Below are 21,859 nucleotides of genomic sequence, written 5' to 3'. Positions count from 1 at the left end.
CACTGTCATGAGATCCCCAGCTCGCTGTCGATGAGAGCGAAGACCTCGTCGTCGGTCGCGGAATCGATGTCGTTGCCGGTGGACGCCGGCTCGCCGCCCAGCTTCGAGAGCACGTCGCGCAGCCGCAGCGTCAGCCGGGTGCGGGACTGCTCGTCGACGTCCGACAGGACCGCCTCGAGACGGTCGAGTTCGGCGAACGCGGCCAGCACCGCGTTGGTGTCGGCCGCCTCGCCGGAGAGTTCGGCCCGCAGGTACGCGGCGAGGGCCTTCGACGTGGGGTGGTCGAACACCAGCGTCGCGGGCAGTCGCAGCCCGGTCGCCGCGTTCACCCGGTTGCGCAGCTCGACCGCGGTGAGCGAGTCGAAGCCGAGCTCGTTGAACGGCCGGTCGGCGGCGACCGCGCCCGGGTCCGGATAGGCCAGCACCCCCGCCACCTGGGTACGCACCAGGTCGAGCAGGATCGCCTCGGCCTCCTCGGCGTCCCGGCCGGCGAGCCGCTGCCGCAGCGCGTCGGCCGCTCCCGCGTCGGCGTCGGCCGTCCGCCGGGCGGGCACCCGGACCAGCCCGCTCAGCACCGGTGGCACCATGCCCGCGACGGCGCGTTCCCGCAGGGCCCGGTGGTCGAGCTTGATGGGCGCCACCATGCCGCCGGTGTGCAACGCCGCGTCGAAGAGCTCCAGCGCCTCGTCGACGGGGAGCGCGCCGACGCCGGAGCGCGACATGCGCCGCAGGTCGGCCTCGGTCAGCTGCTCCGCCATGCCCGCCTGCTCCCAGCGGCCCCAGGCCAGCGACACGGCCGGGAGGCCGTTCGCCCGCCGGTGCTGGGCGAGCGCGTCCAGGTAGGCGTTGCCGGCGGCGTAGTTGCCCTGGCCGGGGCCGCCGAGCACCCCGGAGGCCGAGGAGAACAGGACGAACGCGGTCAGGTCCCGGGTCAGCTCGTGCAGGTTCGTCGCGGCGTCGACCTTGGGGCGCAGCACCCGGTCGATCCGGTCCGGGGTGAGCGAGGTGATGACGGCGTCGTCGACGACGCCGGCCGTGTGCACCACGCCGCGCACCGGGTGCGCCGCGAGCAGCGCGGCGAGGGCGGGCCGGTCGGCGACGTCGCACGCGGCGACGGTGACCTCGGCGCCCAGGGCGACGAGTTCGTCGCGCAGCTCGGCCGCGCCCTCGGCGGCGGGGCCGCTGCGGCTGACCAGCACCAGCTCGCGTACGCCGTGCCGGGTGACCAGGTGCCGGGCGACGAGCCGGCCGAGCGCGCCGGTGGCGCCGGTGACCAGGACGGTCCCCTCGAACGCGGTCGCGGCGGTCTCGTCGGTGGCGCCGGCCCGCGCCAGGCGGGGCACCAGGACGTCGGCGCCGCGGACGGCGAGCTGCGGCTCGTCGGAGCCGAGCGCGGCCGACAGGCCGGTCCCGGCGGCCCGGTCGTCGTCGACGTCGACCAGGACGAACCGGTCGCCGTGTTCGGACTGCGCGGAGCGGACCAGGCCCCAGGCCGCCGCCCCGGCGAGGTCGGTGACGTCGCCGTCGGGGCCGGTGGCCACGGCGCCGCTGGTCAGCACGGCGAGCCGGGCGGCGGCGAACCGCTCGTCGGCGAGCCACCGCTGCGCCAGGTCGAGCACCTGGTGGGTGGCCGCGCGGGCCCGCGCGTCCTCCGCGACGCCCCGGTCCGGGACGCACCGCGCCACCACCACCTCAGGCACCGCGGCGCCGGCGTCGACGGCGGCGGCGAGGGCCGCCAGGTCCGGGTACGCGGTCGCGTCGAGGCCGTCGATCCGCTCCCCGAGCACCGCGAGGGTGCGCGGCCGGGGTGACCCGGTCAGCGGCGTCCAGTCCAGGCGCAGCAGCGACTCGTGCCGGTCGCGGCGCAGCGCCGCCAGCTGTTCGGGCGACACCGGGCGTACCGCCAGCGCCTCGACGGAGGCCACCGGGGCGCCGGTCGTGTCGGCCAGGGTGATGGCCACCGTGCCGTCGCCCGGCACGATCCGGGCCCGCAGCCGGTCGGCGCCCGCCGCGTGCACGGTGAATCCGCGCCACGAGAACGGCAGCACCGGGTCGCCGTCGCCGGTCGACGCCACCGCGTGCAGGACGGCGTCCAGCAGCGCCGGGTGCAGGTCGAAGCGGCCGGCGTCGTCGTGGGCCTGCTCGGGCAGGGTGATCTCCGCGAACACCTCGTCGCCGCGCCGCCACGCCGCGGTCAGGCCCTGGAAGACCGGGCCGTAGCGCAGGCCGCGCGCGAACAGGTCGTCGTACGCCGTGGCGACATCGACCGGCTCCGCGTCCGGCGGCCAGGCCCGCAGGTCGGCGCCGGCGGCCCCGGCCGGGGTCAGCCGGCCCACCGCGTGGGTGGTCCACCCGTCCCCGTCCTCGGTCCGCGAGTGGACGCCCACCTCCCGGCCGCCGTCCGGCGCCGGTTCGCCCACCGTCACGCGCACCTGGACGCCGCCGGAGTCCGGCAGCACCAGCGGCGCCTCCAACGTCAGCTCCTCGACGCGCGGGCAGCCGACCTCGCGGCCGGTGTGGGCCGCCAGCTCGACCAGCGCCGCACCGGGCAGCAGCACCAGGTCCGCCACCGCGTGGTCGGCCAGCCACGGGTGGGTGGTCAGCGCGAGCCGGCCGGTGAAGACCGCGCCGCCGTCCGGCAGCTCGACCGCCGCGCCCAGCAGCGGATGGTTGGCCCGCGCCTGGCCCAGCCCGCTCGCGTCGCCGGTGCCGGCGCCCGCCCGGGGCCAGTACGGCTGGTGCTGGAACACGGACGTGGGCAGTTCGACGGTCCGCCCCGGCACCACCGAGGGCCAGTCGACGGGCGCGCCGCGCACCGCGAGCCGGGCGAGCGCGGTGGCCACGGTCTCCGGCTCGGCGCGGCCCTTGCGGCACGCCGGGATCCACTCGCCGTCGGCCACGTTGCGGCCGAGCGCGGTCAGCACCGCGTCGGGGCCGATCTCCAGGAAGGTGGTGGCCCCGGCCGCGGCCAGCGTGGCGACCGCGTCGGCGTACCGGACGGGTTCGCGCACCTGCCGCACCCAGTGCTCGGCGTCCAGCGTGGTGGGCCCGCCCGTGACGGTCGAGACCAGCGCGACGGCCGGCTCCCGGCAGTCCACCTGGGCCACGACCGCGCGGTACTCGTCGAGCATGGGGTCCATCAGCGGCGAGTGGAACGCGTGCGACACGGTCAGCCGCCGCGCCCTGCGGCCCTTCCCCGACAGCTTCTCGGCCACGGCGAGGGTGGCGGCCTCGTCGCCGGAGAGCACCACCGACTCCGGCCCGTTCACGGCGGCGATCGCCACGGCGTCGGAGAGCAACGGGACGACCTCGTCCTCGGTGGCCCGTACGGCCACCATCGCGCCACCGGTCGGCAGCGCCTGCATCAACCGGCCCCGCGCCGCGACGACCTTCGCGGCGTCGGCCAACGACCAGACCCCCGCCACGTGTGCCGCCGCCAACTCACCGATCGAGTGCCCCGCCACGAAGTCCGGCCGCACCCCCCACGACTCGAACAACCGGAACAGCGCCACCTCCACCGCGAACAACGCCGGCTGCGCCCACCCCGTCTGATGCACCTCCTCGGAACCCCACACCTCCCGCAACGGCCGCTCAAGATGCCCGTCCAGCTCCGCACACACCTCGTCGAACGCCGCCGCGAACACCGGGAAGCCCATCAGCTCCCCCGCCATGCCCACCCGCTGCGACCCCTGCCCGGTGAAGACCATGGCGAGCTTGCCGCCGTCGGCCGTGCCGGTCACCACCTCGTCGCCGAGCAGCACCGCGCGGTGCGCGAACCCGGCCCGCCCGGTGGCGAGGGTGTACGCGACGTCGACCGGGCGCAGCGTCGGGTCTGCGGCGACGTGGGCGCGCAGCCGCGGGATCTGCTCCCGCAGCCCCTCCTCGGTCCGCGCGGAGAGCAGCCACGGCGTGAACGGCACGTCCGGCTCGTCGGCCGGCGGCGCCGGGTCGGCCTGCTCCAGTACGACGTGGGCGTTCGTGCCGCTGATGCCGAAGGACGACACGGCGGCCCGCAGTGGGCGGTCGGCGGCGGTGAGCGGGACGGTCTCCGAGGCGACGTGTACCGCGCCGGCGGACCAGTCCACGTGCGGCGAGGGCTCGTCCACGTGCAGGGTCTGCGGGAGCACGCCGTGGCGCAGCGCCAGCACCATCTTCATGATGCCGGCGACTCCGGCGGCGGCCTGCGTGTGCCCGAGGTTCGACTTGACCGAACCGAGCAGCACGGGCGTGGCCCGGTCCTGGCCGTACGTGGCGAGGACGGCCTGCGCCTCGATCGGGTCGCCCAGGGTGGTGCCGGTGCCGTGCGCCTCGACCACGTCGACCTCGGACGGGGACAGCCGCGCGTCGGCCAGGGCGGCCCGGATCACCCGCTGCTGCGACGGCCCGTTGGGTGCGGTGAGCCCGTTGGAGGCGCCGTCGGAGTTGACGGCCGAGCCGCGCACCACGGCCAGTACGGGGTGCCCGTTCCGCCGGGCGTCGGAGAGCCGCTCGACGACCAGCACGCCGACGCCCTCGGAGAGCGACGTGCCGTCGGCCGCGCCCGCGAACGACTTGCACCGCCCGTCGGGGGCGAGATTGCGCTGCCGGGAGAACTCCAGGAAGGTGCCCGGCGTCGACATCACCGACACGCCACCGGCGAGCGCGAGGGAGCACTCCCCGTTGCGCAGCGCGGAGATGGCGAGGTGCAGGGCGACCAGCGACGACGAGCAGGCGGTGTCGACGGTCATCGTCGGGCCCTCCAGCCCGAGCGTGTACGAGATCCGGCCGGAGATGACGCCGCCGGAGTTGCCGGTGGAGAGGAACCCGTCGACCGACTCGGCGGAGGCGCTCAGCACGGTGCCGTAGTCGTTGTACATGACGCCCGCGTACACCCCGGTCCGGCTGCCACGCAGCCTGGTCGGGTCGATGCCGGCCCGCTCCAGCGCCTCCCACGAGGTCTCCAGCAGCAGCCGCTGCTGCGGGTCCATCGCCAGCGCCTCGCGCGGGGAGATGCCGAAGAAGCCGGGGTCGAAGTGGGCCGCGTCGTGGAGGAAGCCGCCCCGGTCGACGTAGCTGGTGCCCGACGTGTCCGGGTCGGGGTCGAAGAGCGCGTCGAGGTTCCATCCCCGGTTGCCGGGGAACGGCCCGATCGCGTCGCCGCCGCCCACCAGCAGCCGCCACAGGTCCTCGGGCGTACGCACGTCGCCGGGGAAGCGGCAGGCCATGCCGACGATCGCGACCGGCTCGTGGTCGTGCCGGGTCACGGCGACGTCGGCCGTCGCGGTCCGCCCGCCGGCCAACTGCGACACCAGGTACCCGGCCAGCGCCTCCGGCGTCGGGTAGTCGAACACCAGGGTCGCCGGCAGCCGCAGCCCGGTCGCCGCGCCGAGCTGGTTGCGCAGGTCGAGCGCGGTGAGCGAGTCGAAGCCCAGTTCCTTGAAGGGGCGGCCCGCCGGCAGCCGGTCCGCCCGGGCGTAGCCGAGGACGGACGCGACCCGGGTGAGCACCACCTCCAGCACGACCTCGGGCCAGCGCTCGCCGGGCACCTCGGCCAGCCGCTGGGCGAGGGAGGAGCCGCCCACCGCCCGGCGGGCCGGGGCGCGGACCAGGCCGCGCAGCAGCTCCGGCGGTTCCCGGTCGTCGCGGCCGAACGCGGCGAGGTCCACCGGCACCGGCGCGAGCAGCGCGTCGGCCGACCGGACCGCGGCGTCGAACAGCGCCAGGCCGTCCTTGCTGGACAGCTCGCTCATGCCGCTGCGCGCCATCCGGCCCAGCTGCGCGCCGCCCACGTCGGCGGTCATCTCGCTGCGCTCGGCCCACAGCCCCCAGGCGAGCGAGTGGGCGGGCAGTCCCGCGGCCCGGCGTCGCGCCGCGAGCGCGTCGAGCAGCGCGTTCGCGGCGGCGTAGGCGCCCTGGCCGGGGCTGCCGAAGATGCCGGCGGCCGAGGAGAACAGCACGAAGGCGGTGACGTCCCCGGCCAGCTCGTGCAGGTGCCAGGCCGCGTCCACCTTGGGTCGCAGCACCGCGGCCAGCTGGTCGGGGGTGAGCGTGGCGATGGTGGCGTCGCCCATCACGCCCGCCGTGTGCACGACGCCGGTGACCGGGTGGTCCGCCAGCAGCGCCGCGACCTGGTCGCGGTCGGCGACGTCGCACGCCAGCACCGTCACGGTCGCGCCCAGCTCGGCGAGTTCGTCGCGCAGTTCCGCCGCGCCGGCGGCAGCGAGGCCGCGGCGGCTGGTCAGCACGAGGTCGCGTACGCCGTGCCCGGTGACCAGGTGGCGGGCGACCAGCCCGCCCAGGGTGCCGGTGCCGCCGGTGACGAGCACCCGGCTGTCCGGGCCGAACACCGCCGGCCCGGCGACGTCCTGCTCGGGCACCCGGGCCAGGCGGGGCGCGCGCACCACGCCGTCGCGGACGGTGAGCACCGGCTCGCCCGTCGCCAGCGCCGCCGCCACCAGTTCGTCGGCGGTGTCGTCGGCCTCCAGCAGGACGATCCGCTCCGGGTTCTCCGCCTGCGCGGAGCGGACCAGGCCGTGCACCGCCGCGCCGGCGAGGTCGTCCGGGCGGGTCACCACGACGAGCCTGGTCTCGGCCTGCCGGGGATCGGCGAGCCACTGCTGGATCGTGCTCAGCGCGAACGCCGTGAGGTCGGGCACCGCGGCGATGCCGGGCGCGTCGGAGAAGCACGGCAGGAAGAGCGTGTCGGCGGCCACGTCGGCCAGCGCCACCGGCGGCGCGCCGAAGACCGCCGTGTCCCCCAGCGTCTGCCACGTGCCGCGCTCGGCCCGGCCGGCGGGCAGCGGCACGTGCTCCAGCCGGAACAGCGACTCGACGAAGCCGCTGCGTCCCTTGAGCGCCTGCGGGGCCACCGTGCGTACGGTGAGCGCCGCCACGGAGGCGACGGGGGCGCCCGTGTGGTCCGCGAGGAGCAGGGTCGCGCTGTCCGCCCCCGTCCTGGTGAGCCGGACGCGCAGGCTCGTCGCGCCGGCCCCGTGCAGCGTCACGCCGTTCCACGAGAACGGCAGCTTCGCGGCCCCGTCCCCGACGTCCGCGGCGAGCGCGTGCAGGGCGACGTCGAACAGCGCCGGGTGCAGGCCGAACCCGTCGACGTCGACGCCCTGCGGCAGGGCCACCTCGGCGTACGTCTCGTCGCCGCGCCGCCACGCGGCCCGCAGGCCCTGGAACACCGGGCCGTACCGCAGGCCGAGCCCGGCGAGCCGGTCGTACAGGTCGCCGAGGTCGACGGCCAGCGCGTCGGCGGGCGGCCACTCGGTGAGCTGCTCCCCCGCTGCCGTGGCGGCGGCGAGGACACCGGTGGCGTGCCGGGTCCACATGCCGATCCTCGCCTCGGTGTCGGTCTGCCCGTAGACGCCGAGCGCGCGGCGGCCGTGCTCGTCCGGCGCCTCCACGGTGAGCCGCAGGGCCACCCCGCCGTGTGCCGGCACGACGAGCGGGGCGGTGATGACGAGTTCCTCGACGGCCGGGCAGCCGACCTCGTCGCCGGCGCGGACGGCCAGCTCGACAAGCGCCGTGCCGGGCAGCAGGACGGTGTCCAGGACGGCGTGGTCGGCCAGCCACGGGTGCGTCTCCAGGCTGATCCGGCCGGCGAGCACGACGAGGTCCCGCTCCGGAACGGTGAGCGCGGCGCCGAGCAGCGGGTGGCCGACGACGTCGATGCCGAGGCCGCGGGCGTCCACGGCGGACGCCGCCGCGAGCTGCCAGTACCGCTGGTGCTGGAACGCGTACGTCGGCAGCGGGGCCGGGACGCCGCGGGTGTGCGGGGACCATTCGACGGCGACCCCGCGCACGTACGCCTCGGCCAGGGAGAGCAGGAAGCGCGACAGGCCGCCCTCGTCGCGCCGCAGCGAGCCGACGAGCGCGGCCGGGGCGTCGGCGCGGTCCAGGATCTCGCGCACTCCCATGCCGAGCACGGGGTGGGGGCTGATCTCCACGAGGACGTCGTGCCCGTCGGCGAGCAGGCGGTCGATGGCGTCCTCGAACCGGACCGTGCCGCGCAGGTTCGCGTACCAGTAGTCGGCGTCGAGGGTGGCGGTGTCGACGACCTCGCCGGTGAGCGTGGAGTACAGCGGCACGTCGGCGCTTCGCGGCCGGACGTCGGCGAGGACGTCCAGCAGCTCGTCCCGGATGGCCTCGACCTGCGCGGAGTGCGAGGCGTAGTCCACGGGGATCATCCGCATCCGCACGCCGTCGGCCTCGCACGCGGCCAGCAGCTCGGCGAGGGCGTCGGGCTCGCCGGAGACGACGGTGGCGGCGGGACCGTTGACCGCCGCGACGGAGATCCGCTCACCCCACCGGGCGAGCAGCGCCTCCACGTCCGCCCGGGGCGCCGCCACCGAGGCCATGCCGCCGCGCCCGGCCAGCCCGGCGGCGATCGCCCGGCTGCGCAGCGCGACCACCCGGGCGCCGTCGTCGAGGGTGAGCGCGCCGGCGACGACGGCGGCGGCGATCTCGCCCTGCGAGTGCCCCACCACGGCGGCGGGCCGCACGCCGTACGACCGCCACAGCGCCGCGAGCGACACCATCACGGCGAACAGCACGGGCTGCACCACGTCCACCCGCTCCAGCGACGGCGCGCCGGGCACGCCCCGGACGACGTCCAGCAGCGACCAGTCGGTGAACGCGTCGACGGCCCGCGCGCACTCGTCCATCCGGTCCGCGAACACCTCGGCGGTGTCCATCAGCTCGACGGCCATGCCCGCCCACTGCGAGCCCTGGCCGGGGAACATGAAGACGACCCGGGGCTCGTCGCCCAGCACGGCGCCGGTGGCGACGGTCGGCCCGGGTTCGTCCGCCGCGACGGCGGCCAGGCCGGCCCGCAGCCCGGCGGGGTCCGCGCCGACCACGACCGCGCGGTGCTCGAACCGGGCGCGCGTCGCCAGGGCGGCGGCGACGTCGGCCGGGGCCGCGGGGTGCCGGTCGAGGTGGGCCGCCAGCCGGGCCGCCTGCTCGCGCCGGGCCTCGGGCGTACGGCCGGACACCACCCAGGGCACCGGCCCGGTCGCCGCCACGGCGGGCTGCGCGGCCTCCGGCGCGGGCGGCTCCTCGATGATCACGTGGGCGTTGGTGCCGCTCACGCCGAACGACGAGACGCCGGCGCGGGACGGCTCCGCGCCCCGGGGCCAGGCGACGGCCTCGGTCAGCAGGTCGACCGAGCCCTCGGTCCAGTCGACCTGGTCGCTGGGGGCGTCCACGTGCAGCGTCTTCGGCAGCAGCCGGTGCCGCATGGCGAGCACCATCTTGATGATGCCGCCGACGCCGGCGGCGGCCTGGGTGTGACCGATGTTGGACTTGACCGAGCCGAGCCACAGCGGCCGGTCCCGGTCCTGGCCGTAGGTGGCGAGGATGGCCTGTGCCTCGATCGGGTCGCCGAGGGTGGTGCCGGTGCCGTGCGCCTCGACCACGTCGATCTGGTTGGCCGACAGCCGCGCGTTGGCCAGCGCCGCCTGGATGACCCGCTGCTGCGCCGGCCCGTTCGGGGCGGTCAGGCCGTTGGAGGCGCCGTCCTGGTTGACCGCCGTCCCGCGGACGACGGCGAGCACCCGGTGCCCGTTGCGTCGGGCGTCGGAGAGCCGCTCCACGATCAGCATGCCGACGCCCTCGGCGAAGCCGGTGCCGTCGGCGGCGGCGGCGAAGGACTTGCACCGGCCGTCCGGCGACAGCCCGCGCTGCTTGGAGAACGCGACGTAGGTCTCCGGGGTCGCCATCACGGTGACCCCGCCGGCCAGCGCGAGCGAGCACTCGCCGTTGCGCAGGGCCTGCACGGCCAGGTGCAGGGCCACCAGCGACGACGAGCACGCGGTGTCGACGGTGACGGCGGGCCCCTCCAGGCCGAAGGTGTACGCCACCCGGCCGGAGGCGATCGCGCCGGTGGCGTTGTTCTCCGCGTAGTCGTGGTACATCATCCCGGCGAAGACGCCCGTGTCGCTGCCGCGCAGCCCGGTCGGGTCGATGCCGGCGTTCTCCAGGGCCTCCCACGACGTCTCCAGCAGCAGCCGCTGCTGCGGGTCCATCGTCAACGCCTCGCGCGGGCTGATCCCGAAGAACTCCGGGTCGAACTGGGCCGCGTCGTGCAGGAAGCCGCCCTCGCGGGTGTACGACCGCCCCGGCGTGCCGGGCGTGGGGTCGTAGAGCTCCGCGACGTTCCAGCCGCGGTCGGTGGGGAAGCCGGTGATGCCGTCCCCGCCGGCGGCGACGAGGTCCCACAGGTCGTCGGGGGTCCGCACCCCGCCCGGGTAGCGGCAGGCCATGCCGACGATGGCGATCGGCTCGCGCAGCGTCGAGTTGAGCTTGCGGTTCTGCTCCCGCAGCCACTCGTTCTCCTTGAGCGAGGCCCGCAGCGCGGTGACGAGCTTCTCCTCCGAGTTGGCCATGTGGTCAGCTCCCCGCTTCCGTCGTCGCTTCACCGAGGTCGGCGAGCGCCATGCTGATCAGTGCGTCGGCGTCCATGTCGTCGATGGATCCGCTGGGTGCGGCGTCCGGCTCGGCGGCGGCGACCCGGACGCCGCCCAGTTCGAGCAGGCTGTCCATCAGGCCGGCGTCCCGGAGCCGGCTGAGGGGGATGGCGAGCAGGATGCGGCGGACCTCGTCCTCCGGCAGCCCGCCGTCGCTGCCGGTGTCGGGGACGAGCCGCTCGTACAGCAGCTCCGCGACCGCGCGGGTGTTGGGCCGGTCGAAGGTCAGGGTGGCGGGCAGCCGCAGGCCGGTCGCGGCGTTGAGCTGGTTGCGCAGTTCCAGCGCGGCGAGCGAGTCGAAGCCCAGCTCGGTGAAGGCGCGGCCGGGGTCGACGGCGTCGGGGTCGCGGTGCCCGAGCACCGTCGCGACGTTCGTGCGGACCAGGTCCAGCAGCAGGTCCGCGCACTCCGGTCCGGACCGGCCGGCCAGGCGCGCGGCGAGGCCGTCGCCGGTGGACGCCGCCCGCCGGGTCCGGGGGCGGACCAGGCCGCGGTAGAGCGGACCGTCGACCACGCCGAGGTCGAGCCCGATGGGTACGAGGACCGGCGCGGCGCAGGTGAGCGCGGCGTCGAAGAGGCGCAGGCCCTCGTCGACCGGCAGGGCGCGTACGCCCGCCTGGGCCAGCCGCTGCCGCTCCGCGCCGGTCAGCTCGCCCGCCATCCCCCCGTCCCACATGCCCCACGCCAGGGACTGCCCGGTCAGGCCGGCCGCCCGGCGTCGCACGACCAGCGCGTCCAGGAACGCGTTCGCGGCGGAGTACGCCGCCTGGCCCACGTTGCCGAACACGCCCGCCGCCGACGAGAACACCACGAACGCCGACAGGGGCGTCCCGGCCGTCACCTCGTGCAGGTGCCACGCCGCGTCCACCTTCGGCGCCAGCACCCGGTCGAGGCGCTCCGGCGACAACGACGCCAGCAGACCGTCGTCCACCACGCCGGCGACGTGCACGACCGCCGACAGGTCGCAGCCGGCGACCAGCTTCGCCACCGCGTCCCGGTCGGCCACGTCGCAGGCCGCCCAGCGCACCGACGCACCCGACGCGGTCAGCTCCGCCGCCAACTCCTCGGCGCCCGGGGCGCCCGCGCCACGGCGGGACACCAGCAGCAGGTCGCGCACCCCGTGCACCGCCACCACGTGCCGGGCCACCACCGCGCCCAACGCGCCGGACGCGCCGGAGACCAGCACCGTCCCGGCGCCGAGGTCCGTGGCGACCGGGTCGGCGGTGGCTGCCCGGGCCAGCCGGGCGGCGTACGGGACGCCGTCGCGGACCACGAGCTGCGGCTCGTCGTCGGCCAGCACCACGTCGCCGTCGACCAGGACGACGCGGTCGGGGTGCTCGGCCTGGACCGAGCGGACGAACCCCCACACGGCGGCGCCCGCGAGGTCGGTGACGTCCTCGCCGGGCAGGGCCACCGCGCCGCGGGTACGCACGACGATGCGGGAGCCGGCGGGTTCGGCCAGCCACGACGTGAGCTCGTCGAGGACGCGGTGCAGCACGGCGCGGACGCCGGCCGGGGTGTCCGCCGGGGCGGGGCCGGGCGGGAACGTGGTCGTGTCGAGCAGCCGTACGTCCCCGTCCTGCCCTGCGGCGGCCGGCACGGGGGTCCAGGTCAGCTCGTACAGCGAGTCGTGGTGGGTCGGGCGGGCGTCGAGCGCGCCGACCGGCCGGGTCTCCAGCCTGCCCACCGACACCACGGGAGCGCCCGTGCCGTCGGTCGCGGTGATCGCCCAGCCGGAGTCGACGGGGGCGATGCGGACCCGCAGGGCGGTGGCGTTCGTGGCGTGCAGCACCACCTGCTGCCACGAGAACGGGAGCACGGTGTTGCCCGTGCCGGCGGGGCCGGCCAGCAGCGGGGCGTGCAGCGCGGCGTCCAGCAGGGCGGGGTGCAGCGCGAACCGCTCGTCCGCCTCGGGGAGGGTGACCTCGGCGAACAGTTCGTCGCCGCGCTCCCAGACCGCCGTGACGCCACGGAACGCCCGCCCGTACTCGTAGCCGGAGTCGGCGAGCCGGTCGTAGGCGTCGGTCAGGTCGACCGGCCGGGCGTCGGCGGGGGGCCACTCGGTCACGGAGTCCGGCGCGGTGACCGCGTCCGCGGCGACGAGTCCGGTGGCGTGCGCCGTCCAGCTCCCGGTGTGCTCGCCGCGCGAGTGGATCTCGACGGTGCGGCGGCCCTCCTCGTCCGGCTCGCCGACGCGCAACCGCAGTTGCACCGCGCCGTCGGTGGGCAGGACCAGCGGGGCGACCGTGGTCAGCTCCTCCAGCACCGGGCAGCCGACCGCGTCCGCGGCGTGCACCGCGAGTTCGACGAGCGCCGCGCCGGGAACGAGCACGACGCCCGCGACGACGTGGTCGGCGAGCCACGGGTGGGTGCCGGTCGACAGCCGGCCGGTGTAGACGACGCCGTCGAAGTCGGGCAGCGCGACGGCCGCGCCGAGCAGGGGGTGCGCGGTGTCGGCGAGCCCGAGTCGGCTCGCCGCCCCGGTCGCGGCGGCGTTCTCCGCCCAGTACCGCTGGCGTTCGAAGGGGTACGTCGGCAGCTCCGTGCTCCGGGCGCCGGCGAAGAACGTGGGCCAGTCGACCGGGACGCCGCGGGTGTGGAGGGCGGCGACGGCCCTGGTGAGGGTGTGCGTCTCGGGTTGTCCCCGGCGGGTGGTGGCGACGGCGGTGGCGTCGCCGGTGGCGGCGGCCGTGGCGAGGACGGTGTCGGGGCCGATCTCGAGGAAGGTGTCGACGTGGTGGGTGGTGGTGAGGGTGGTGACGGCGGCGTGGAAGCGGACGGCCTGGCGGACCTGGTCGACCCAGTGGTCGGCGGTGGGCCGCAGTGGTCGGCCGTCGACGGTGGAGATGAGGGGGATGCGGGGTTCGTGATGGGTGACGGACGCGGCGACGGCCCGGTAGTCGTCGAGCATGGGGTCCATCAGGTGGGAGTGGAAGGCGTGCGAGACGGTGAGGCGCTTCGTCCGGTGGCCCTGGGCGGCGAGTGCGTCGGCGGCGGCGAGGGTGGCGGTGTCGTCGCCGGAGATGACGAGGCTGGTGGCGGTGTTGACGGCGGCGATGCCGACCTGGCCGTTGAGGTGGGGGGTGACCTGGTCCTCGGTGGCCTCGACGGCGATCATGGCGCCGCCGGCGGGGAGGGCCTGCATGAGGCGGGCGCGGGCGGTGACGAGGGTGGCGGCGTCGGTGAGGTCGAGGATGCCGGCGATGTGGGCGGCGGCGAGTTCGCCGATGGAGTGTCCGGCGACGGCGTGGGGGTGGACGCCCCAGGATTCGAGGAGTCGGTGCAGGGCGACCTCGAAGGCGAACAGGGCGGGTTGGGTGTAGCCGGTCCGGTGCAGCTCGTCGGTGTCGATGACGTCGCGTAGGGGCCGGTCGAGGTGCTTGTCGAGGGCGGCACAGGCTTCGTCGAAGGCGGTGGCGAAGACGGGGTACGCGGCGGCGAGTTCGGCGCCCATGCCCGGCCGCTGCGCCCCCTGCCCGGTGAACAGGAAGGCGAGCCGGCCGCCCGTGCCGGCGGGGGTCGGCTGCACGCCGGCCTCCAGCGCGCGTACCAGCTCCGCGAGGTCGCGGCCCACCACCGCGGCGCGGTGCTCGAACGCGGTGCGCCCGACGGCCAGCGTGAACCCGACGGCCAGGGCGAACCCGGCGTCCTCGGGATCGCGGCCCGCCACCGCGCCGGCCAAGCGCGCGGCCTGTGCCCGTACCGCCTCCGGCGTCCGTCCGGAGAGGACCCACGGGATCACCGGCGGTTCGGCCGAGGCGACCGGCTCGGGGGCCTCGGCCGGCTCGGGCTCCTCCAGCACCACGTGCGCGTTGGTGCCGCTGATGCCGAACGACGACACGGCGGCCCGGCGCGGACGGTCGCCGGCGGGCCACGCCACCGGCTCGGTCAGCAGCGACACCGCCCCCGCCGACCAGTCGACCTTCGGGGACGGCTCGTCGACGTGCAGGGTGCGCGGCAGCAGCCCGTGCCGCAGCGCGCCCACCATCTTGATCAGGCCGGCGACGCCGGCCGCGGCCTGGGTGTGACCGATGTTCGACTTGATCGAGCCCAGCCAGAGCGGCCGGTCCCGGTCCCGCCCGTAGGTGGCCAGGATCGCCTGCGCCTCGATCGGGTCGCCCAGGACGGTGCCCGTGCCGTGCGCCTCGACCACGTCGACCTGGCTCGCCGACAGCCGCGCGTTGGCCAGCGCGGCCCGGATCACCCGCTGCTGCGCCGGCCCGTTCGGGGCGGTCAGGCCGTTCGAGGCCCCGTCGGAGTTGACGGCCGTGCCCCGGACCACCGCCAGCACGCGGTGCCCGTTGCGCCGCGCGTCGGACAGCCGCTCCAGCACGAGCACGCCGACGCCCTCGGACCAGCCGGTCCCGTCGGCGGCGGCGGCGAAGGACTTGCAGCGGCCGTCCGGCGACAGCCCGCGCTGCCGGGAGAACTCGATGAACGTCTCCGGGGTCGCCATCACCGTCACGCCGCCGGCCAGCGCCAGCGTGCACTCGCCGTTGCGCAGCGCCTGCCCGGCGAGGTGCAGGGCGACCAGCGACGACGAGCAGGCGGTGTCGACGGTGACCGCCGGCCCCTCCAGCCCGAACGTGTACGCGACCCGGCCCGAGGCGATCGAGCCCGTGGAGCTGTTGCCCGTGTAGTCGTGGTACATCATCCCGGCGAAGACGCCGGTGGCGCTGCCCCGCAGGCCCACCGGGTCGATGCCCGCGTTCTCCAACGCCTCCCACGAGGTCTCCAGCAGCAGCCGCTGCTGCGGGTCCGTGGTCAACGCCTCGCGCGGGCTGATCCCGAAGAACTCGGCGTCGAAGTCCGCGGCGTCGGGCAGGAAGCCACCCTCGCGGGTGTACGACCGGCCCGGCGTGCCCGGGGTCGGGTCGTACAGCTCCCCCACGTTCCAGCCCCGGTCCGTGGGGAAGCCGCCGATCCCGTCGCGTCCGGCGGCGACCAGGTCCCACAGGTCCTCCGGCGTGCGCACGCCCCCCGGATACCGGCACGCCATGCCGACGATCGCGATGGGCTCGTGCGCGGCCTCCTCCGCGTCACGCAGCTTCCGCCGCGTCTCGCGCAGCTCCGCTGTCGTCCGCCTGAGGTAGTCGAGCAGCTTTTCCTCGTTGTCGGGCATCGACGTCACTCCAAGGGCGGACCGGTGGGGGATCGTGTGCTAGAGCGGGATGCGCCCGTGCGCACCGCGCCGCCGGACGGGGCCGGCGGCGGGCGCGGACACGGGACGGGCCCGGGTGTCCTCCGGGCGGACGACCTCGGCGACCACGCCGAGGTCGCGTGCGCGGTCGGGGCCGCCCACGACCCGCGCGTGGTCTGCGACGCCCCGCGCCACGGATTCGCGGCGTCCGGTCCCGCCGGGCGCCGCGATCGTCGTGTGGTGGATGGCGGCGACCTCGGCGAGGGCGTCGGGCGGCGTGGTGTCGAGCAGCGTGGCGCCGCGCCGCCGTGCCGGCCGGGGCAGCCGGCGCAGCGGGGCGCGGCATTCGCGCTCGGTGGTCATCGCGGTCAGCTCACCCTGCGCTCGTGGCCCTGCCAGAATCGCTCGCGCAGCTCGCGGCGCAGGATCTTGCCGCTGGGGTTGCGGGGCACCCGGTCGATGAACTCGTAGTGCAGGGGCTGCTTGAAGGCGGCGAGCTTGCCGCGCAGGTGCAGGGCGAGGTCACTCTCGGTGAGCTGCTGGCCCTCCACCGGCACCACGAACGCGTGCACGGCCTCACCCCAGCGCTCGTCCGGCACGCCCACGACGGCCGACTCGGCGACCAGCGGGTGGCGCCCGATGACGTGCTCGACCTCCGCCGGGTAGACGTTCTCCCCCGCCACGATGATCATGTCCTTGATCCGGTCCCGGATGAACAGGTAGCCGTCCTCGTCCAGCACGCCCGCGTCACCGGTCACGACCCAGCCGTCGACAAGCGTCTTCGCCGTGGCCTCGGGCAGGTTCCAGTACTCGACCATCGCCGCCGGCGTACGCAGCCAGACCTCGCCGATCTCGCCGGGCGGCAGCGGCTCGCCCCGGCTGTCGGCGATCTTGACCTCGAAGCCCGGGTAGGGGCGCCCCGCCGCCTGCATCCGGCCGCTGTCCGGCGTGTGGTCGGCCGGGGGCAGGCAGATGGCCGTGTTGCCGGTCTCGGTCAGGCCGTAGATCTGGGCGAACTCGCAGCCGAAGCCCTCGACGCAGCGGGCCAGCAGCGCCGCCGAGATGGGCGCGCCGCCGTAGACCACCTTGCGCAGCGAGGTGAAGTCCTCCTTCGACACGCCGGGCTCCGCCAGCAGCAGCCGCAGCATCGCGGGCACCAGGCAGGCGGTGGTGACGCGCAGCGTCCTGATCAGCTCGACCGCGCCCGCCGTGGTGAACTCGCGCATCACGACGTTCGTCACGCCCGACACGAAGCCCTGCGTCGCCCACCACAGGCCGCCGATGTGGAAACCGGCCATGCCGACCAGGCTGACGTCGCCCTCGCGCCAGTCGATCCAGTCCAGCTCGGCCGAGGCGAGCGCCTGGCGTACCGCGAAGAAGCTGCGGTGCGCGAGGACGACGCCCTTCGGCAGGCCCGTCGTGCCGCTGGTGTACATCTGCACCAGCGGCGTGTCGGGGGTGACCCTGGCCAGCACGTTCGCGTCCGGTTGCGCCGACACCCAGGCGGTGAAGCCGGCCCCGGCGGCACCCGGCCCGTCGAGCCCGACCACCCCGGTCAGCGTCGGCAGTTCCGCCGCCAGCTTCTCGGCGACGGCGGCCGAGTCCGAGTCGACGAAGAGCAGGGCCGCGCCCGAGTCGCGCAGGATGTGTTCGACCTCGCCGGCGGCCAGCCGCCAGTTGATCGGCACCAGCACCACGCCCGTCTTCGCGGCGCCGAAGAGCAGCTCGTAGTAGTGCTCGGACTCCCTGCCCAGGTAGGCGATGCGGTCACCGGGGCGCAGGCCCGCCGCCTGGAGGGCGCGCGCGACCTGGTTGCTGACGCGGTGCAGGGTGGCGTAGTCGACGCGCCGGCCCTCGCAGACCATGGCGACGACGTCCGGCTGCTGGACGGCGTGCCTGCGCACCACGTCGACGAGGGTGCGCAACTGAACAGTCACCGGGGTCCTCCTCAGGGGACGTACGGGTGGGGGCGGCTTACGCCGCGTCGGCCTGGAAACGCATGCCGGGCGGGTTGACCAGCGCCATCCGTACCTCGCCGTCGGCGACGCCACCCTGGGTGTCCCAGAAGCGCCAGGGCATGTCGATGATCTGGACCGGCTTGCTGCGGTTGCGCTCGCTGAACTCGGCGAAGGAGACCTCGCCGTGGAACGACGACGAGTCGATCGGCCGGCGGAACCTGCTGGTGAAGTTCGCGATGAGCATGTCCGGCAACTGCTTGGCCCAGTAGTCCTCCATCGTCCAGGCGGCCAGCGCGGGCACCGTCCGCTCCTGGACGCACTTGGCGATCAGGTAGTACATGAGCTGGTTGAAGCAGATGTTCACCTCGACCGAGTTGAGGTGACCGGTGTCGTCGATGTAGCACGGGTACGGGATGGCGAACTCGCCCTCCGCGCTCGCCAGCCCGTTGGCGACGGTGACCGTCGCGGACTTCAGGTACTGGGTCTTCGGCCTCGCGTACGGGCGCAGCACGTCCGAAAGCAGTCCCGGGTCGTTGGCAAATGTCGCACGCCCGATAGGCGCACTGTTCTTCACCGGCGATGTGGTCATTGCTATTCCTCCTTTGCGCACGAGTGCGAAATTGAAGGTAATCGCGGCCGGCCCATCAGCCGGTAACAGCGGAAGAACTCAGCCGACGCCCGTGGCGGACCCGGCCGACGAGCCGGTCCAGCAGCATGTCGGAGGTGAGCGACAGGTCCGCGAGCAGCGGGTCGGTCGACAGCAGCGCCAGGTGCAGCGCCTGGATCCGCTCCGAGGGCTCGATGCCGAGTTCGTTCATCATCCGCCGCCGGAACCGCAGGTAGACCTCCAGCGCCGCCGGCGTGCGGCCCGACCGGTGCAGCGCGAGCATCAGCATCGTGTGCGCCGACTCGTGCAGCGGGTGCTCCACGACCAGCGACGCGAGCTCGGAGGTCGCCTCCCGGTGCCGGCCCAGGCAGAGGTCGGCATCGATCCTGGTGGTGTACGCGTAGAACCGCCGCTCCTCGAGCCGCGCGGCCTGGGCGCGCAGCTGCGGGCCCCACTGGCCCTGGTGCACGACGCTGCCGCGCCAGAGCGCCAGCGACCGGCGCAGGTGCGCGCCCGCCTGCTCGTAGTCGCCCGCGTGCATCGCCGCGGTGCCCGCCGTGACCAGCTCGTCGAACTCGACGATGTCGAGCTGCTTCGGGTCCACCCGCAGCGTGTAGCCCCCGGAGCAGGTGAGCAGGACGTCGCGCGCGATGTCCTCGACCGAGCCGCCGAGCACGCCGCGGAAGAGCTTGCGCACCTTGAACATGTACGTCTGGAGGGTGGCGTGGGCGGTGCGGGGCGCCCCCGTGCTCCACAGCTCCCGGACGAGCACCGACGCGCCGACCGGCTGGTTCACGTTGAACAGCAACGCGGACAGGACCAGCCGCAGCTTCGGTGCGCTCGGTGCGATGTCGACCCCGTCGTGCCGGATGACGAGCGGGCCGAGCAGTTCGAACCGCAGCCCGGCGAGCGGGTTCCCCGCCGGGTGCCGCGGCGGCACGACCGGCGGCGGCTCGGGGCGCCGGACTTCCGTCGCGGGTTCGGCCGCCGACTCCAGCAACGCGGCGAGGAGCGTCAGTTTCTCCTCGTGCGACATCGATCCCAGTTCCGCAAACTTGGTAATCATTTCGCCGACCTCGCTATCAGTCGGATCCACCGCACTTTCCACCGCCGACGAGCGTGTCGGCGTACTGGTTCCGTGACGGGAGCGACGATTCCGACCAGGGGGAGTCAGGACAGGCTTCCACGCTATTCCAAGCGAAGGTCGAGCCGATAGTGACCGCGTCATGGACGGGCATGACCAAACGAGGGGGCAGCATGTGACCGCGGCACTTGCCCGCAGCCTGCGCTGCCGCGAGGCTGGCTGGAGGCACGCTGGAGTGTCGCTGGAGCGGCACTGGTCGAGCAGGGAGCAGCCATGTCGGGTGGGGATGCACAGCTGCGCGTCGGATTCAAGCGGCACCTGCGGGCCCACGTGGTACGCGGTGACGCGGTCTACCTGCTCTCCGAGCGCGGAGCGACCTCGGTCAGCGGGGCGCACGTCGAGGCCCTGGCCCCGCTGCTCGACGGCACCCGTGACCTGACGGAACTCGTGCGGGACAGTCCGGCCGGGATGTCGCCCGCCGAGATCGGCACGGTCGTCCGGCGGCTCGTCGACGCCGGCCTGGTGACGCTGCGGCCGGCGCGGGAGGCGGAGGCCGACGAGCCCGCGCTCGCGTACTGGGAGGCGGCGGGTCTGGACCCCACCGCCGCCGTACGGGCCACCGCCGCCGCCCGGGTCGACCTCGTCCGCGTCGGCGGCCGTGCGGAGGATGCCGCGGCGGCGACAGACGCGCTGCGCGCGGCCGGGTTGACGGTGACGCCGGTGTCCGGGAACTTTTCGGCCCTGCCCGCCGACTTATCGATTGTGCTCTGTGAGGACTACCTCGACGAGGGGTTGGCTGCCGTCGACGCCGCGCATCGCGCGGCAGGCCGGCCCTGGCTCCTCGCGAAGCCGGGCGGCGCACAGGTGTGGGTGGGGCCCGTGTTCGACCCCGCCGCCGCGACGGGGTGCTGGCACTGCCTGGGGCACCGGCTGCGCGGCCACCGTCAGGCCGAGACGCGCCTGCGCGCCGTCGTCGGCTCCGGCACGGCGATCGGCACCCCGCCGGTGTCGCTGCCCCCGCTCGGCGCCGCCGCCCTGCACCTGGTGGCGTTGGAGGCCGCGAAGTGGACGGCCGGGCTCCGGCACGACGGGCAGCGCGCGGTGTGGACGTTGGACAGCGTCACCCTGCGCGGCGCCCACCACGAGGTGCGGGCCCGGCCGCAGTGCCCCGAGTGCGGCGACCCCGGCATCGAGCGGGACCGGGCGTTCCGCCCCGTGCCGCTGCGCAGCCGGCCGAAGGCGTCCCGCAGCGGCGGCAGCCACCGCGCCCTGCCGCCGGAGCGGGTGCTGCGCGACTACGGGCACCTGGTGAGCCCGGTCAGCGGCGTGGTCAAGGAGATCACCCGCGACGGGCGGGGCCCGGCCTTCTTCAACTCGTTCCGCTCCGGCCCGAACCTCGCGATGACCACGCGCAGGAACGCCGAGCAGATGCGTTTCGCGCTGCGGGCCGAGAACGGCGGCAAGGGCGTGACCCCCGTGCACGCCGAGGTGAGCGCGCTGTGCGAGGCCATCGAGCGGCACAGCGCGTACTTCCACGGCGACGAGGCCCGGGTCACCGGCAGCTACGCCGAGCTGGCCGACACGGCCGTCCACCCCGACGACTGCCTGCTGTTCGACGAGCGGCAGTACGCCGACCGCGACCGCTGGAACGCCACCTGCTCGCCGTTCCAGTACGTGTGCGCGCCCTTCGACGACGCGGCCGTGACGAGCTGGACCCCGGTGTGGTCGCTCACCGAGCAGCGGCACCGCCTGCTGCCCACCTCGATGCTCTACTTCAACGTGCCGGAGCAGCACGGCGGCATGTCGCTGTGCGCGGACTCCAACGGCAACGCCGCCGGCAGCAGCCTGGAGGACGCGCTGCTCCAGGGCCTGCTGGAGGTGGTGGAACGCGACGCGGTGGCCCTCTGGTGGTACAACCGCACCCAGGCCCCCGCCGTCGACCTGGACAGCTTCCGCGACCGCTGGATCGACGAGCTGCGCGAGGTCTACGCGGGCCTGCACCGCGAGGTGTGGGTGCTGGACGTGTCGTCGGACGTCGGGATCCCCACCATGGCCGCGCTGTCCCGGCGCACCGACAAGCGGTGCGAGGACATCATGTTCGGCTTCGGCACCCACCCCGACCCGCGGGCGGCGCTGGTCCGCGCGCTCACCGAGATGAACCAGTTGATGCCGACCGTGGCGGAGGTCGGCGACGACGACGGCGGGTACGGCTGGTCCGATCCCGACGCCGTACGGTGGTGGCGCACCGCCACCTGGGCCGGGGACGCCTACCTGCGGCCCGATCCGACGGTGCCGGCGCGCCGGCTCGCCGACTACCGCCACACCCCGACGGACGATCTGCTGGCCGACGTCCGCTCGGTGCAGCACAGGTTGGAGGCACTGGGACTCGACGTGCTCGTGCTCGACCAGACCCGCCCGGACGTCGGGCTCCCCGTGGTGAAGGCCATCGTGCCGGGGATGCGCGGCTTCTGGGCGAGGTTCGCGCCGGGCAGACTGTTCGACGTCCCGGTGCAGCTCGGCAGGCTCGACCGCCCCACGGAGTACGAGAACCTCAACCCGATACCACTTTTCGTGTAGAGCGGGGGCGCACGTGGCCCCAGCCACGCCCGTCGAGGAGCC

7 protein-coding genes are annotated in these 21,859 nt (G+C 75.1%); 1 reads left to right on the top strand and 6 read right to left on the bottom strand.

Annotation, left to right across the window (positions count from 1 at the left end):
* Positions 1 to 5 precede the first annotated feature (5 nt).
* The 6 genes from RM555_RS25620 to RM555_RS25595 all read right to left on the bottom strand — a co-directional run bounded on the left by RM555_RS25620 (position 6) and on the right by RM555_RS25595 (position 19,222).
* Entirely contained in the window at positions 6 to 10,403 is a 10,398-nt protein-coding gene (locus RM555_RS25620) for an SDR family NAD(P)-dependent oxidoreductase (protein WP_449560151.1), read from the bottom strand.
* The gene (locus tag RM555_RS25615) at positions 10,375 to 15,582 is read right to left on the bottom strand and encodes a type I polyketide synthase (protein WP_396888841.1); all 5,208 of its coding nucleotides are present in this window, start codon (positions 15,580 to 15,582) and stop codon (positions 10,375 to 10,377) included. The genes RM555_RS25620 and RM555_RS25615 overlap by 29 nt, the downstream gene beginning before the upstream one ends.
* Before the next feature lie 30 nt (positions 15,583 to 15,612).
* Positions 15,613 to 15,954, bottom strand: a complete 342-nt coding sequence (locus tag RM555_RS25610; protein WP_311414145.1) for a hypothetical protein — start codon at positions 15,952 to 15,954, stop codon at positions 15,613 to 15,615.
* Positions 15,955 to 15,959: 5 nt separating this feature from the next.
* Entirely contained in the window at positions 15,960 to 17,528 is a 1,569-nt protein-coding gene (locus RM555_RS25605; RefSeq protein ID WP_311414144.1) for a fatty acid--CoA ligase, read from the bottom strand.
* A gap of 37 nt (positions 17,529 to 17,565) precedes the next feature.
* Positions 17,566 to 18,060, bottom strand: a complete 495-nt coding sequence (locus tag RM555_RS25600; protein ID WP_311414143.1) for an FcoT family thioesterase — start codon at positions 18,058 to 18,060, stop codon at positions 17,566 to 17,568.
* Between the two features lie 133 nt (positions 18,061 to 18,193).
* The gene (locus RM555_RS25595) at positions 18,194 to 19,222 is read right to left on the bottom strand and encodes an AfsR/SARP family transcriptional regulator (protein WP_311414142.1); all 1,029 of its coding nucleotides are present in this window, start codon (positions 19,220 to 19,222) and stop codon (positions 18,194 to 18,196) included.
* Between the two features lie 291 nt (positions 19,223 to 19,513).
* On the opposite strand from RM555_RS25595, the gene RM555_RS25590 reads away from it, so the two are divergent.
* The gene (locus RM555_RS25590) at positions 19,514 to 21,817 is read left to right on the top strand and encodes a TOMM precursor leader peptide-binding protein (RefSeq protein ID WP_311414141.1); all 2,304 of its coding nucleotides are present in this window, start codon (positions 19,514 to 19,516) and stop codon (positions 21,815 to 21,817) included.
* The last annotated feature ends 42 nt before the right edge of the window (positions 21,818 to 21,859 follow it).

The organism is Micromonospora reichwaldensis, from assembly GCF_031845925.1.
Lineage (GTDB): Bacteria > Actinomycetota > Actinomycetes > Mycobacteriales > Micromonosporaceae > Micromonospora > Micromonospora reichwaldensis.
This window is presented reverse-complemented; position numbering and strand designations above follow the sequence as displayed.